Genomic DNA, 11,704 nt, shown 5'->3' on the forward strand with positions numbered 1-11,704 from the left:
TTCCCGTGCAATGGCGCAACCTGTGATGATTCTGGGTGTGTGGCGTGAACTGATCGTAGAGCTGTACCCGCGGGCGGAGCTGGCCGAGCCGGCGGATGAGGCGGCGGTGGCCCTGATCGAGAAGGAGTTGGGGCTGCCGGTGCCGTTCGAGCTGGCGTCGTTTTTCGGTGAGTGCGACGGGGTGTGCAACGAGTACGGCGATGCGGTGGTGTGGCCTGTGCGCCGGGTGGTGGAGGACAACCTGGCGATGCGGGCCGAGCCGGATTATGTGGAGTTGTATGCGCCCTTCGAGGAGTTGATCTTTTTCGGCGACAGTGACATGGGGCCGCAGTTCGCCTGGGTGCACACCGACTACGGGCCGGGGATCGTGGTGTGGGATCACGAGACGGATCGGCGGCGGTTGGTGGCGGTGTCGCTGCGGGATTATCTGGTGCGGTGTCTGGGCGAGGGCGGGGGCTGGTGGCGCTGAGGCGTGCCCGCTGAGCTGGGCTGTTGGCGGTGGTGGGGCCGCGGTGGTGGTGTGGTCGGTCTGACCTGCGGCTTTGTGCTATTTTGCGTGCGTCGCCCCGGTCTGTGGGGCGCGTGTGTCCGCCCCGCTAACGAAAGAGCGAGTCCAGCGATGTCTGAGTCCTCGGCCACGCAGCGCGACGGTGCCTGGGCGCAGGTGCGCCTGCAGGGCGCGCCGGTGGAGTCCTATCCCGAGTTGGCGCCGGAGGCGCGCCGGGGCCGTGTCCATGAGATCACCGAGGTGGGCGCCGAGGTGCTGCACCGGCCGTGCCGGCGGGTGCAGGAGTCGGAGTTGGGCGGGGCGCGGTTGGCGTCGCTGATCGACGACATGTTCGTGACGATGTATGCGGCCGAGGGCGTGGGGTTGGCGGCCAACCAGATCGGGGTGGATCTGGCGGTGTTCGTCTATGACTGCCCCGATGACGACGGGGTGCGCCATGTGGGGCATGTGTGCAACCCGGTGCTGGATGAGCGCGAGGGCTCGGAGCTGCTGGCGGTGGAGGACGAGGGGTGCCTGTCGGTGCCGGGGCCCCATGCGGAGCTGGCGCGGCCCGAGCATGCGCTGGTGCGCGGGTGCGATCGGGAGGGCCGCGGGGTCGAGATCGCCGGCAGCGGCTATTTCGCGCGGTGCCTGCAGCACGAGACCGACCACACGCTGGGGCGTGTCTACATCGACCGGTTGCCCAAGCGCACGCGGCGCAAGGTGTTGCGGCGCATGGAGGACATGCGCGGTGAGGTGCTGCAGCGGCGCCGCGACAACGCCGAGCGGCTGGGCGGTGGCGCCGGGGCCTGAGGGGCTCAGGCGGGGCGCAGCGGTTGGTCCTCGATCAGGTGGCGGGTGAAGCCGCGCCGGCGCAGGCTTTCGCCGGCCTGCCAGGCCTGCTCGGGGATGTGTACGGGGGCGCTCCAGGCGCGGCGGGCGTAGACGGCCAGCCGCTGCAGGTCGCCCACGAGGAAGTCGATGAGTTCGGCGGCGGTGTGCTCGGGTGTGGGGTAGCCGCGGTAGCCGCCGCCGAAGCAGCTGAAGCTCCATTGGACGCCGGGCCAGTGCAGGGCGGCGGTGGCCAGGGCGCGCTGGGCCATGTAGGGCTTGGCGGTGACCACGGCGCGGGTGACGGTGCGGCCGTGGTCGGCCAGCAGCGCGCGTGAGTGGCGGAAGTTCTCGCCGGTGTTGGTGGCGCGTGTTTCCAGGAGCACGGCGTCGGGGGGCAGGGGGGCGTTTTCGCGGGCGTGGCGGGCGAAGGTGGCGGCTTCGCTGTCGGGCCAGCGGGCGGCGGTGCCGTCGCCGGCGGTGCGGCGGCCGCGGTCGCCGCTGAAGCACAGCAGCGGGGCGGTGCCGTGGCGCCACAGGTGGGCGGCGTGGGCGGCCACGCGCAGGTCGTGGCTGCCCAGTACGAGCACGAGGTCGTTGCCGGGCGCGGGCGGTGCGGCCGGGCGGGTGTGGAAGTCCCACAGGACGTGGGCCAGTGCGTGGGTGGAGTCGTCGACCTCTCTCACGCGCATCACCTTAGATGAGCACGTCCGGTGCTGCGGCCGGGCGGGTGCGCGCTGGGAGCTGCGTGGTGGGCGGGGTGGGGTGTGTGGTGGGGCAGGGGGCCGCTGGAGGGGCGGTGGGGGAGCGGCGCGGGCCGATCGGGGGCCAATCCGTGGTGATTGGCCCCTTTTTTCGTGTGTGGGGGGGTGTGCAGTCGGGCGGTGTCGGCACCGGGCGGGGTAGGAGGCGGCGGTTGGGGGCAGTCGCAACCTAAGGGTGCGGAATCGGTGCTTCGGTTCCGGATGCGCCTGATCGTCACGGTTGTGCGCCGCGGCGGCCGGGGGCGCCGGCGCGGCGCATGCGCCTACGCGGCGGGAGGGGGCCCGATGCGCGGACGCGGTGTGTGGGTGGCGGCACTGGTGGCGGTGCTGGCGGGCACCGGCGGCTGCGGCCTGGTCTCGGCGGGGGCCGAGCACGGGCGCGCCGGCGGCCGGGCGCCGGCGGAAGCGGAATCGGCCTCGGAGCCGGCGGCGCAGAGCGGGGTGCGCGGGCGGGTGATGCGGGTGCAGGGGGCGCCGGGTTCGCACTGCCCGCTGCAGGCCCGGGCGTCGTCGCCCTCGGCGCCGCGCCTGCCCGAGGCCGCGGTGGTCAGCGACTCCCGGGGCCGCTACTCCTGGTCGCTGCCTGAGGCCACCTACACCCTGTCGGCGCGCTGCGGTGCCGCCGAGGGCAGTGTGCAGGGCGTGGAGGTGGTCGCGGGGCGGGTGGTGCGCGCCGACATCGTCGTGGAGTAGGTCCGGCGCCGGGCGCGGTGGCTTTGGGGCGCGGTGGGTAGGTTCGGGCCCATGGTCAACGTTGTCAGCAGCCGTGTTCTGGTGCACCCCACCGACCTGGAGCGCAGCCGCGCCTTCTACCGCGATGTGCTGGGCCTGGCGATCTACCGGGAGTTCAACACCGGCGGCGCCACCTACGGCACCGTGTTCTTCCTGGGCGGGGGGTTCTTGGAGCTGTCGGGGCGCAGCGAGGTTGCGCCGGCGCCGCAGCCGGTGCAGTTGTGGCTGCAGGTGCCCGACGTGGAGCAGGCCCGCCAGGAGTTGGCCGGGCGCGGCGCGGTGATCGCGCGCGAGCCGGTGCGCGAGCCCTGGGGGCTGGTGGAGATGTGGCTGGAGGATCCCGACGGGTTGCGGGTGGTGGTGGTCGAGGTGCCCGAGGACCACCCGATCCGCCGCCGCGACTGAGCCGGCCGCCCCGTCGGCGCGTGCGCCCCGGCGCGTGCGCGCCGGGGCGAGGGCCGGTTCAGTCGGTGGTGGGGTGCTCGGAGCGGGCGCGCATGTCGGCGGCGCCGCCGGCGCCCACCGCTGCGACGCGCTGGTGGCGGGTGGCTTCCAGCTGGTCGCTGAGCCGGTTGATCTCGCGGGGGGCGAAGGCGCCGACGAGGGCGGGCAGGGCGCCGCGCAGGCCTTGGACGGTGCGCAGCCAGGGCGGTGCGTAGACGTGGCGGCGCCGGCGGGCGATGCCCGCCAGCAGGCGCTCGACGGCCGGCTCGGGCGCGTAGGTGCGGTTCATGGGCCAGGGCAGGCGCCGGCGCATGGTGCGCAGGGCGGCGTCGCTGTCGGCGCCGCGGACCATGTCGGTGTCGGTCCAGCTGAGGTAGGCCACGCCCACGCCGACGCCGTGGGGGGCCTGTTCGGGGGCCAGGCAGTGGGCGAAGGCCTCGACGCCGGATTTGGAGGCGCAGTAGGCGCCCATGAGGGGGGCGGGGGTCAGGGCCGCGAGGGAGGCCACTTGCAGCAGGTAGCCGCGGCTGCGCTGCAGGGCGGGCAGGAACGCGCGGGCGGTGGCGATGCTGCCGAGCAGGTTGACCTCGATGACGCGGTCGAAGGCGGCCGCGGGGGTCTGGTCGAAGGGGCCGCCGGTGGCGATGCCGGCGTTGGCCGCGACGATGTCGATGCGGCCGTGGTGCTGCTCGATTCGGGCGGCGATGTCGGCGAGGGCGTCGGCGTCGGTGACGTCGGCTTCGAAGACGCTGGCCTGGCCCGGGCAGTCCGCGGCGGCGGCGTCGAGTTCGTCGGGTTCGAGGCCGACCAGGACGGGGTGGGCGCCTTCCTGGGCCAGGCGCAGGGCCAGCAGGCGGCCCAGTCCGCGGGCGGCGCCGGTGACCACGGCGACCTTGCCTTCCAGGGCGGGGTGGCGGCGCTTGCTCATGCGGTCTCCTCGTGGCGGTCTCGGGGCGGGAGGTGGGTGTCGGTGAGTTCGGTCAGGGTGCGGGCGAGGGCGTCGGGGGCCTCCAGGGGGGTCATGTGGCCGGCGGCGGGTACTTCGACCACGTCGCGGCAGTCGGGCAGCAGGCGGGCCATGCGGTGGGCGTGGACCAGGGGGGTGAGGCGGTCGTCGGTCCCGGCGAGCACGAGGGTGGGTGCCTGGAGGTTGCCCAGGGCGCGGTCGAGGTCGAGGCCGGCCAGGACGCGGCCCCAGCGGGCGCGGGGTGCGGGGGCGACGGCGTGGACCATCTGTGTGCACAGGTCGACCATGGCGGGGTCGGCGCCGTCGGCCATGGTGGCGTAGTGCAGGGCGGCGCGGGTGAGGCGGTTGCGGGGGCCCAGGGGCAGGGGGGCGGTGAGCAGGGTGCGGTGGGCGAGGGTGGCGAAGCGGGGGGAGCGGGCGGCGCCGGGGACCACGCGCGAGGTGCGGGGCAGGTCGCTGGGCCCGGTGCTGGCCAGCAGGGCGGCGGCGGTGCGGGCGGTGAAGCGGGGGCGGTCGGCGGCGGCCATGACGGTCATGGCGCCCATGCTGTGGCCGGCGACGACGGCGCGTTCGCCGGGATGAAGGGCGGTGTCCATGACGGCGATCAGGTCGTCGGCCAGGGCGCCGGTGTGGTAGCCGGTGGCGCGGGGGGCCTGGCTTTTGCCGTGGCCGCGCTGGTCGTAGCAGATCAGGCGCAGGCGGTCGCCGAGGTGGTCGATGAGGGGGTGCCACAGGTGGGTGGAGCAGGTCCAGCCGTGGGCGAGTACGACCGCGGGCGCCTGCGGGGGGCCGTGGATCTCGGTGTGCAGGCGGGTGCCGTCGGCTGAGTGCACCGTCAGGCTCTGCCGGGGGGCGGGTGCGGCGGAGGTGGTCATGATCGGCTGCTCCTGGGGGCCGTCGGGCGTCCGGGTGGGGATGGGGACCGAGCCTAGACCATGACAATGATCATTGAAAGAGTTGTGTCACATCGGGCCGGTGCGGCCCCACCGCGCCCGCACCGGCCTAGACTCGGGGCCGAACCAGCGCAGGTGCGATCGGGAAGGCCGCCACGTGGACCGGGACCTCACACTCGAGACGATCCTGGCGGGGCTCGCGCTGTATGCCCCGGTGGGCGAGCCGCGGCGCGGGCGCATCAGCTCCACCACGCTCGACCCCGAGGGCCCGGGGCTGCTCAAGGCCGTGGTCGACTTCGGCTCCACCCCCGAAGGTCCCGACACCGGTCCCGATGTGGAGATCGCCAGCCGCCGCTTCTCGGGCGCCGGCGACGGCGGGCGGGAGCTGCGCGCCTTCTGCGCCGAACGCGAGCTGATGGAGCGGCGGGCGCGCGATCCCGCCAGTGCCCAGTCCTTCGCGCTGGGCCCCGATGCGGCCTGGTCCAGCGGCACCGTCGTCCTTCAGGGGTGCGCCCGGGAGCTGACCGTGCTGGCCAGCACCCACGCCTGGGTGGGCGGGGCGCTGGACTCCGGTGGAGTGATGGTGCGGGTGTTCACGCCGGCTCCCGGCCCGGGCCCGGCCGAACTGCGCCGCATCGCCGCGCCCGAGGAGCTGGAGCCCTTGCGGGGGCGCGGCTGAGGCGCGGCGTGCACCCGCGCGCCGGCCTCAGCAGTCCGGGGCGCACGCCGACTCCGCGGCGCCGTCCTCGGGCGCCTGTGTGCGGGCCCGGGCGGCGGGGGTCAGCAGCCGGCGCGGGCCCGGCCCCTGGTCGGCGAGGCGGTCGTGGGGGTTGGACAGCAGGCAGCGCTCCAGCGACAGGCATCCGCACCCGATGCAGTCGGTCAGGTCGTCGCGCAGGCGCTCCAGCTGGTCGATGCGCTCCTGCAGCCCGTCGCGCCAGGTCTGGGACAGCCGCGCCCAGTCCTCGCGGGTGGGGGTGCGGGCCTGGGGCAGGCACTCCAGGGCCTCGCCGATGTCGGCCAGCGGGATGCCCACACGCTGGGCCAACCGGATGAAGGAGACCCGGCGCAGCGTGTCGCGGCGGTAGCGGCGCTGGTTTCCGGCGGTGCGGCGGCTGGTGATCAGGCCCTTGCGCTCGTAGAAGTGCAGCGCCGAGACCGCCACACCGCTGCGCTGGGCGAGCTGGCCCACCGTGAGCTCTTTGGCCTTCCACGACGGCTGGCCGGTCATGGCGCCTCCTCCGCGACAACATCAACTCCACTTGAGGTTAGCACCCGGTCCCGGCCCGCCCCGCACACGTGCGGTCCGGCGGCCGGTCATAGGACGTGTTTGGCGTATCGCCCGCGGTAAGCGGCAGTGGAGTTGTACATTGTTTACCGCCGCAGGCTCTGCGGTAGCGGTCTGTGGAGACATCGACCGATGTCGGCGAAGCAGGCCCGGCGACGCCGCGAGGAGCACCGCGCCGACGCGAACACCGGAGGGTCGGAGGTTCCCCGGCTGTCGCCGCCGGGAGCACACCGAGGACGCGCACCCGGGCGCGGGCCGAAGGGGGAGACGGCCGCGCGCCCGAGGGGACAACGGGGGAGCAGCCGCGCGCCGGCGCGCCGCAGGGCGCTGCCAGCGTCGGCGGAATCAGGGGGAGCGACACCGTGGTGCACCATATGACGGCCGAAACCGAGTCTTCTGCGCCCCCGCGCGCTCGCGCACCGGGCGAGGCGGGCGAACCCGACCACCGGATGTCCTTCGCCGGGCAGGCCGCCAGCGTGGGGGCGCTGCGCGACTGGGTCGCCCGGTGCCTGCGCCGGGGCCCCTACGAGCACCCGCCCGCGGTGGTCGAGGACCTGCTGGTGTGCGCCAGCGAACTCGCCACCAACGCGGTGCGCCACTCCGCGTCCGGCCTGCCCGGCGGCACCTTCGCCGCCCGGCTGTGGCAGGACAGCCGGCGGGTGCGCCTGGAGGTGGCCGACATGGGACCGCGCCCGGGCCGGCCCACCCTGCCCCGCATCGACGACTCGACGATGGACGACGGTGCCGCCGAGAACGGCCGCGGACTGGGGTTCGTCGCCGCGCTGTGCGAGGGCGAGTGCGGCACCACCACCCCGCCCGACCCGCGCGGCCACACCGTCTGGTGCCGCCTGGCCACCGCGTCGGCATCGCAGCAGGACGGCAGCGAGGGCGAGGGGCACGGGCGCCGCGGCGCGCCGGGATAAGCTGAAGCCATGACCCGGCGCCGGTCCCCGCCCGCCGCGGCCCCGCCGGGGTCGCTGGCGCTGCAGACGCTGGTCGCGCTGCGGCGCGGACGCGACATGCTCGACCGCGACTACGCCCAGCCGCTGGCGATGTCGGCGGTGGCCGGGGCGGCCGGATACTCGCTGTATCACTTCGTGCGCATCTTCGGCGCGGCCTACGGCCAAAGCCCCGGCGGCTACCTGCGCCGGCGCCGGATCGAACGCGCCCAGCAGCTGCTGCGTTCGGGCCGCTACGGCGTCACCGAGACCTGCTATGCCGTGGGGTTCGCCAGCCTGGGCTCCTTCAGTGCCGGCTTCCACCGCCAGGTGGGCCTCTCCCCCTCTGCCTACCGGGCGCTGTGGTGCTCCCGCGCCCCCCTTCCGGTTCCGGGGTGCTTCCTGCTGATGGGCGCGGCGCCGCTGGGCGGCGCCGATGCAGCAACGGGGGAGAAGCCCGGTGCCGCGCCCGCGGGCTAGCGTCGAATCCGACAGGGCGAGCAGATGCGGGCGAAAGGAGCCGGTGATGATCACCAGGCTGGGTGTGGCGGGGGTGTTCGTGTTCGACTACGAGGAGGCCAAGCGGTTCTTCCTCGACCGGCTCGGGTTCGAGGAGCGCTTCGATGTGACGATGGACGACGGGATGCGGTGGCTGACGGTTGGTCCCCCCGCCGACCCCCGCTTCCAGCTGAGCCTGCAGGTGCCCGGGCCGCCGCTGCACGACGAGGACACCGCCCGAACCATCCGCGCCCTGGTGGCCAAGGGGGCGCTGAGCGCCGGCGCGTGGAACACCGACGACTGCCGCGCCACCCACGCCGCCTACGCCGCGCGCGGGGTGGAGTTCCTGCAGGAGCCGCGCGAGGTGCCCTACGGCGTCGAGGCGGTCTTCCGCGACCCCTTCGGCAACTGGTACAGCCTCAACGAGCTCAACACCGCGGCCCTGGATCCCGACGCCATGGCCGAGCACTTCGAGCCCGGAGGCTGATCCCGCGCCTGTGCGGGGCGCGGGCCGGGCCCGCACCCCGCACGATGGGCCCCGGCCCCGGCCGGGGCCGCCTCAGGCCGGCACGGCCGCGGTCTGGCGGTCCCAGACCCGGTGGCCGGCCAGCGCCCGGGTGAAGGCGGTGTAGAACTCCTCGGGGTCGCCGCTGCGGTGGGTGATGACCCCCTGGTCGGCCACCGCGGCGTCGCCGTCGCCGGCCAAGCGCAGCCGCGGCAGCGGCGCCGCCTCCAGCACGCCCACGCCCTCCTGCAGGGCCGCCACCGGTTTGGCGTGCTTGAACGCCTCGGCGATGTAGTTGAGCGCCAGACCGTTGCCCGCCAGCGAGGCGGCCGATCCGGCGCCGCCGGCCACCACCACCGCGTCGTAAAGCACCGAGGACATGGTGTGCAGGGCCCGGTCCACCGCCAGCGTCTGGCCGTCGGCCGCGCTGAGCCGGCCGTCGTTGGGGGCCAGCACCTCCACTGCGGCGCCCTGCACGGCCATGGCCTCGCGGAAGCGGGTCACCCCGGCGGCGTCGACGCCCTCGTCGGCCAGGACCGCGATCTGGCGCGAGTAGACGGTGTCCATGCGGGTGTTGGCCTGGCTGAGCGCGGGCGAGGAGCGGCCGTGGTTGGGCGTCTCCTCGGCGGCGGGCGGGGTGACGCCGATGCCCTGGGCGACCGCGCGGGCCAGGGTGTGGTCGACGTGGTTGAGGTGCCCCACGACGCGCTCGCGCACCTCCATGGTCTCGCACTTGCCCAGCTCGAACTGGAAGGCCGAGGTCAGGTGCGTGCGCTCGGGGTCGGAGAGGCTGTTGAGGAACAGCGTCGCCTGGCTGTAGTGGTCCTTGAAGCTTTCGCTGCGTTTGCGGATCTTGGCGCCGTCGACGCGCTCCTGGTAGTGGGTGTAGGGCGCTTCGCCCAGGTAGGGGCAGCCGCTGCCCAGCGAGTTGGGGAAGTAGCTGGTCCGGCCCCGGTGGACGCTGTGCTGGTTGTAGCCGTCGCGCTGGTTGTTGCTGACCTCGGCCACCGGCCGGTTGACCGGGAGCTGCTGGAAGTTGGGTCCGCCCAGCCGGATCAGCTGGGTGTCGAGGTAGGAGAAGTTGCGGGCCTGCAGCAGCGGGTCGTTGGTGAAGTCGATGCCGGGCACCACGTGTGCGGTGTGGAAGGCGATCTGCTCGGTCTCGGCGAAGAAGTTGTCGGGGTTGCGGTTTAGCACCATCTTGCCCACCGGGGTGACCGGGACCTGCTCCTCAGGCACGATCTTGGTCGGGTCGAGCAGGTCGAAGTCGAAGTCGAACTCCTTGGATTCGGGAATCAGCTGCATGCCCAGCTCGTACTCGGGGAACTGGCCGCGCTCGATGGAGTCCCACAGGTCGCGCCGGTTGAAGTCGGGGTCCTTGCCGCCGATCTTCTGGGTCTCGTCCCAGACCAGGGAGTGGGTGCCCAGCAGCGGCGTCCAGTGGAACTTCACGAAGGTGCCCTCGCCGCGTTCGTTGACCAGGCGGAAGGTGTGCACGCCGAAGCCCTGCATCATGCGGTAGCTGCGCGGGATGGCGCGGTCGCTCATCAGCCACATCATCATGTGCAGCGTCTCGGGCTGCAGGCCCACGAAGTCCCACAGGGTGTCGTGGGCCGACTGGGCCTGGGGGATCTCGTTGTCGGGCTCGGGTTTTACGGCGTGGACGAAGTCGGGGAACTTGATGCCGTCCTGGATGAAGAACACCGGCATGTTGTTGCCGACCAGGTCGTAATTGCCTTCGCGGGTGTAGAACTTGGTGGCGAAGCCGCGCACGTCGCGCACGGTGTCGGCCGATCCGCGGGATCCGGCCACGGTGGAGAAGCGCACGAACACCGGGGTGCGCAGGCCGGGGTCGGTCAGGAAGTCGGCGCGGGTGTAGCGCGCCATCGACTCATAGACCTGGAAGTAGCCGTAGGCTCCGGCGCCGCGCGCGTGCACGACCCGTTCGGGGATGCGCTCGTGGTCGAAATGGGTGATCTTTTCGCGGAAGTGGAAGTCCTCCATCAGGGTGGGTCCGCGCTCACCGGCGCTGAGGGAGTTGTCGGTGTCGTCGACGCGGACCCCGGTGTTGGTGGTCAGCGCTTCGTCCGACGCGTCGCGGACCTGGTCGAGCTGGCGGTCCTTCTCGTCGGCCGCTTCCTGATCGCGGGAGAACTCGGACATGGCGGTGCCCCTTCGCTGCTTCGATTCCCTCGCCTGGCCCGGGCACGGCTGCGCGGCGCTCGGGCCGGTATTGTCCCGCCGCCCCGCTGACCGCATCCGCAGGGCGCAAACCAGCAGGCGGGGACGCGGGGGTTGCGCCGGGGCGCGCGCAGCCCAGGCGTTGGGGCGGAAAGGGGATTGCGCGAAGCGATCCGGGTAGAAGGGGCGTGCGTGCCCCGATCGGGGATCCGGTGCGGGGCGGAAGCGATTTTCGCGAAAGGAGCAGTGGGGATATGGCATCGAGTGGTCTCGTGCGGACCCGCGACAACAGCATCATCGCCGGGGTGTGCGGCGGTCTGGCACGCCGCTTCGGGCTTTCGTCGTTCCTGGTGCGGCTGCTGTTCGTCGTCTCGTGCGTCCTGCCCGGGCCGCAGTTCGTCATCTACATCGCGCTGTGGATCGTGATGCCCCGCGAGGGCTGAGCGCCGCGGGCGGGCCGGTGCGGGCGCCTCAGCGGGCGGGCCGGTCGGGGGGCGCGGCGCTTTGCAGCAGCGCGGCCACCAGGTCGCGGGCCAGGCGCCGGTGCTCTTCGGCGGCGCGCTCGCGCGGGCCCGGGAAGTGGCTGAGGAAGGCGTGCTGGAAGCAGGCGCCCAGCAGCAGGTCGGCCAGGCTGGCGGGGTCGGCGGAGGGGGCCAGCCGGCCGGCGCGGCGTTCGGCCTCCAGGTAGTCGGCCAGGGCGGCGCTGACGGTGCCGGGGCCGGCGCCGCGTTCGGCCAGGGCGGCGCGGTGGGAGGCCAGCAGGGCGGGCTCGGCGAAGACGGATGCGGCCATGGGGAAGGCGTCGGTGTAGAAGGCCATCGCCGCGCGGGCGACCTCCTCCAGGGTGGCCGCCAGATCGCCGCGGCCGGCGCGGTCGGCGAGCCCGGAGAGCAGGGCGGGCAGTGCACTGGGCAGGCGCTCCATGAGCACGGCGGTGAACAGGTCGGTCTTGTCGCGGAAGTGCTTGTAGAGGGTGGCTTCGGAGTAGCCGGCGGCGCGGGCGATCTCCTTGGTGGTGGAGTGGGCCAGGCCGTGGGTGTGCATGACCTGGTAGGCGGCGTCGAGGATGCGTTCGCGTGTGCTCACGTGGGCTCCCGCGGTCGGCTCGGGGTCGATGGGTCTCGGCGGCGTTGACAAGTGAGTGAGTACTTACCCATACTAATGGTTAGTAGGCAC

At 73.4% G+C, this 11,704-nt stretch carries 15 protein-coding genes; 9 read left to right on the top strand and 6 right to left on the bottom strand.

The window, feature by feature from the left end; all coding sequences use genetic code 11:
- Window positions 1–25: 25 nt before the first annotated feature.
- Together LP52_RS08910 and def are read left to right on the top strand one after the other, a co-directional pair.
- On the top strand, window positions 26–469 hold the full coding sequence (locus LP52_RS08910; protein ID WP_040272431.1) for an SMI1/KNR4 family protein: 444 nt from the start codon (window positions 26–28) through the stop codon (window positions 467–469).
- Between the two features lie 150 nt (window positions 470–619).
- Window positions 620–1,300 (top strand): peptide deformylase, encoded by a 681-nt coding sequence (gene def, locus LP52_RS08915; protein ID WP_040272332.1) that lies wholly within the window; start codon window positions 620–622, stop codon window positions 1,298–1,300.
- A 5-nt stretch (window positions 1,301–1,305) separates the two neighbouring features.
- On the opposite strand, the gene LP52_RS08920 is transcribed toward def, so the two are convergent.
- Window positions 1,306–2,010, bottom strand: a complete 705-nt coding sequence (locus LP52_RS08920; protein ID WP_040272333.1) for a YdcF family protein — start codon at window positions 2,008–2,010, stop codon at window positions 1,306–1,308.
- Window positions 2,011–2,367: 357 nt separating this feature from the next.
- Here LP52_RS08920 and LP52_RS26390 point away from each other — a divergent pair, with 357 nt between their 5' ends.
- Window positions 2,368–2,775 carry a hypothetical protein gene (locus LP52_RS26390; protein ID WP_157036276.1) on the top strand — a complete coding sequence of 136 codons (408 nt, stop codon included), beginning with the start codon at window positions 2,368–2,370 and terminating at the stop codon, window positions 2,773–2,775.
- 51 nt (window positions 2,776–2,826) lie between these two features.
- The gene (locus LP52_RS08930) at window positions 2,827–3,219 is read left to right on the top strand and encodes a VOC family protein (protein WP_040272336.1); all 393 of its coding nucleotides are present in this window, start codon (window positions 2,827–2,829) and stop codon (window positions 3,217–3,219) included.
- Between the two features lie 58 nt (window positions 3,220–3,277).
- Here the strand turns inward: LP52_RS08930 and LP52_RS08935 are convergent, their stop codons facing one another.
- Together LP52_RS08935 and LP52_RS08940 are read right to left on the bottom strand one after the other, a co-directional pair.
- The gene (locus LP52_RS08935) at window positions 3,278–4,186 is read right to left on the bottom strand and encodes an SDR family oxidoreductase (RefSeq protein ID WP_040272337.1); all 909 of its coding nucleotides are present in this window, start codon (window positions 4,184–4,186) and stop codon (window positions 3,278–3,280) included.
- Window positions 4,183–5,100, bottom strand: a complete 918-nt coding sequence (locus LP52_RS08940; protein WP_040272338.1) for an alpha/beta fold hydrolase — start codon at window positions 5,098–5,100, stop codon at window positions 4,183–4,185. Before LP52_RS08940 ends, LP52_RS08935 begins: the two co-directional genes overlap by 4 nt.
- A 175-nt stretch (window positions 5,101–5,275) precedes the next feature.
- Here LP52_RS08940 and LP52_RS08945 point away from each other — a divergent pair, with 175 nt between their 5' ends.
- Complete coding sequence (locus LP52_RS08945; RefSeq protein WP_040272339.1) at window positions 5,276–5,797, top strand: hypothetical protein; 522 nt, start codon at window positions 5,276–5,278, stop codon at window positions 5,795–5,797.
- A gap of 27 nt (window positions 5,798–5,824) precedes the next feature.
- Here LP52_RS08945 and soxR read toward each other — a convergent pair whose 3' ends face one another.
- The gene (soxR, locus tag LP52_RS08950; protein ID WP_052809622.1) at window positions 5,825–6,349 is read right to left on the bottom strand and encodes a redox-sensitive transcriptional activator SoxR; all 525 of its coding nucleotides are present in this window, start codon (window positions 6,347–6,349) and stop codon (window positions 5,825–5,827) included.
- A 431-nt stretch (window positions 6,350–6,780) separates the two neighbouring features.
- Between soxR and LP52_RS08955 the strand changes: the two genes are divergently transcribed.
- The 3 genes from LP52_RS08955 to LP52_RS08965 are packed head-to-tail and all read left to right on the top strand — an operon-like array spanning window position 6,781 to window position 8,329.
- Window positions 6,781–7,329 carry an ATP-binding protein gene (locus LP52_RS08955; RefSeq protein ID WP_052809623.1) on the top strand — a complete coding sequence of 183 codons (549 nt, stop codon included), beginning with the start codon at window positions 6,781–6,783 and terminating at the stop codon, window positions 7,327–7,329.
- Window positions 7,330–7,338: 9 nt separating this feature from the next.
- Window positions 7,339–7,824: a helix-turn-helix transcriptional regulator gene (locus LP52_RS08960; protein ID WP_084723034.1), complete on the top strand. Its 486-nt coding sequence runs from the start codon at window positions 7,339–7,341 to the stop codon at window positions 7,822–7,824.
- Window positions 7,825–7,870: 46 nt separating this feature from the next.
- A complete protein-coding gene (locus tag LP52_RS08965; protein WP_040272341.1) occupies window positions 7,871–8,329 on the top strand; it encodes a VOC family protein in 459 nt (152 codons plus the stop codon).
- 72 nt (window positions 8,330–8,401) lie between these two features.
- On the opposite strand, the gene LP52_RS08970 is transcribed toward LP52_RS08965, so the two are convergent.
- The gene (locus LP52_RS08970) at window positions 8,402–10,510 is read right to left on the bottom strand and encodes a catalase (RefSeq protein ID WP_040272342.1); all 2,109 of its coding nucleotides are present in this window, start codon (window positions 10,508–10,510) and stop codon (window positions 8,402–8,404) included.
- Window positions 10,511–10,782: 272 nt separating this feature from the next.
- On the opposite strand from LP52_RS08970, the gene LP52_RS08975 reads away from it, so the two are divergent.
- Window positions 10,783–10,971, top strand: coding sequence for a PspC domain-containing protein (locus LP52_RS08975; protein ID WP_040272343.1), 189 nt, complete (start codon window positions 10,783–10,785; stop codon window positions 10,969–10,971).
- Window positions 10,972–10,999: 28 nt separating this feature from the next.
- Here the strand turns inward: LP52_RS08975 and LP52_RS08980 are convergent, their stop codons facing one another.
- A complete protein-coding gene (locus LP52_RS08980; RefSeq protein WP_157036277.1) occupies window positions 11,000–11,614 on the bottom strand; it encodes a TetR/AcrR family transcriptional regulator in 615 nt (204 codons plus the stop codon).
- Window positions 11,615–11,704 lie beyond the last annotated feature (90 nt).

The sequence above is a fragment of the Streptomonospora alba genome, from assembly GCF_000826685.1.
GTDB classification, from domain to species: Bacteria; Actinomycetota; Actinomycetes; order Streptosporangiales; family Streptosporangiaceae; genus Streptomonospora; species Streptomonospora alba.

Coding starts and splice junctions, on each gene's coding strand:
- LP52_RS08910 (WP_040272431.1), top strand. CDS start 26: ATGATTCTGGGTGTGTGGCGTGAACTGATCGTAGAGCTGTACCCGCGG.
- def (WP_040272332.1), top strand. CDS start 620: ATGTCTGAGTCCTCGGCCACGCAGCGCGACGGTGCCTGGGCGCAGGTG.
- LP52_RS08920 (WP_040272333.1), bottom strand. CDS start 2,010: ATGCGCGTGAGAGAGGTCGACGACTCCACCCACGCACTGGCCCACGTC.
- LP52_RS26390 (WP_157036276.1), top strand. CDS start 2,368: ATGCGCGGACGCGGTGTGTGGGTGGCGGCACTGGTGGCGGTGCTGGCG.
- LP52_RS08930 (WP_040272336.1), top strand. CDS start 2,827: ATGGTCAACGTTGTCAGCAGCCGTGTTCTGGTGCACCCCACCGACCTG.
- LP52_RS08935 (WP_040272337.1), bottom strand. CDS start 4,186: ATGAGCAAGCGCCGCCACCCCGCCCTGGAAGGCAAGGTCGCCGTGGTC.
- LP52_RS08940 (WP_040272338.1), bottom strand. CDS start 5,100: ATGACCACCTCCGCCGCACCCGCCCCCCGGCAGAGCCTGACGGTGCAC.
- soxR (WP_052809622.1), bottom strand. CDS start 6,349: ATGACCGGCCAGCCGTCGTGGAAGGCCAAAGAGCTCACGGTGGGCCAG.
- LP52_RS08955 (WP_052809623.1), top strand. CDS start 6,781: ATGACGGCCGAAACCGAGTCTTCTGCGCCCCCGCGCGCTCGCGCACCG.
- LP52_RS08960 (WP_084723034.1), top strand. CDS start 7,339: ATGACCCGGCGCCGGTCCCCGCCCGCCGCGGCCCCGCCGGGGTCGCTG.
- LP52_RS08965 (WP_040272341.1), top strand. CDS start 7,871: ATGATCACCAGGCTGGGTGTGGCGGGGGTGTTCGTGTTCGACTACGAG.
- LP52_RS08970 (WP_040272342.1), bottom strand. CDS start 10,510: ATGTCCGAGTTCTCCCGCGATCAGGAAGCGGCCGACGAGAAGGACCGC.
- LP52_RS08975 (WP_040272343.1), top strand. CDS start 10,783: ATGGCATCGAGTGGTCTCGTGCGGACCCGCGACAACAGCATCATCGCC.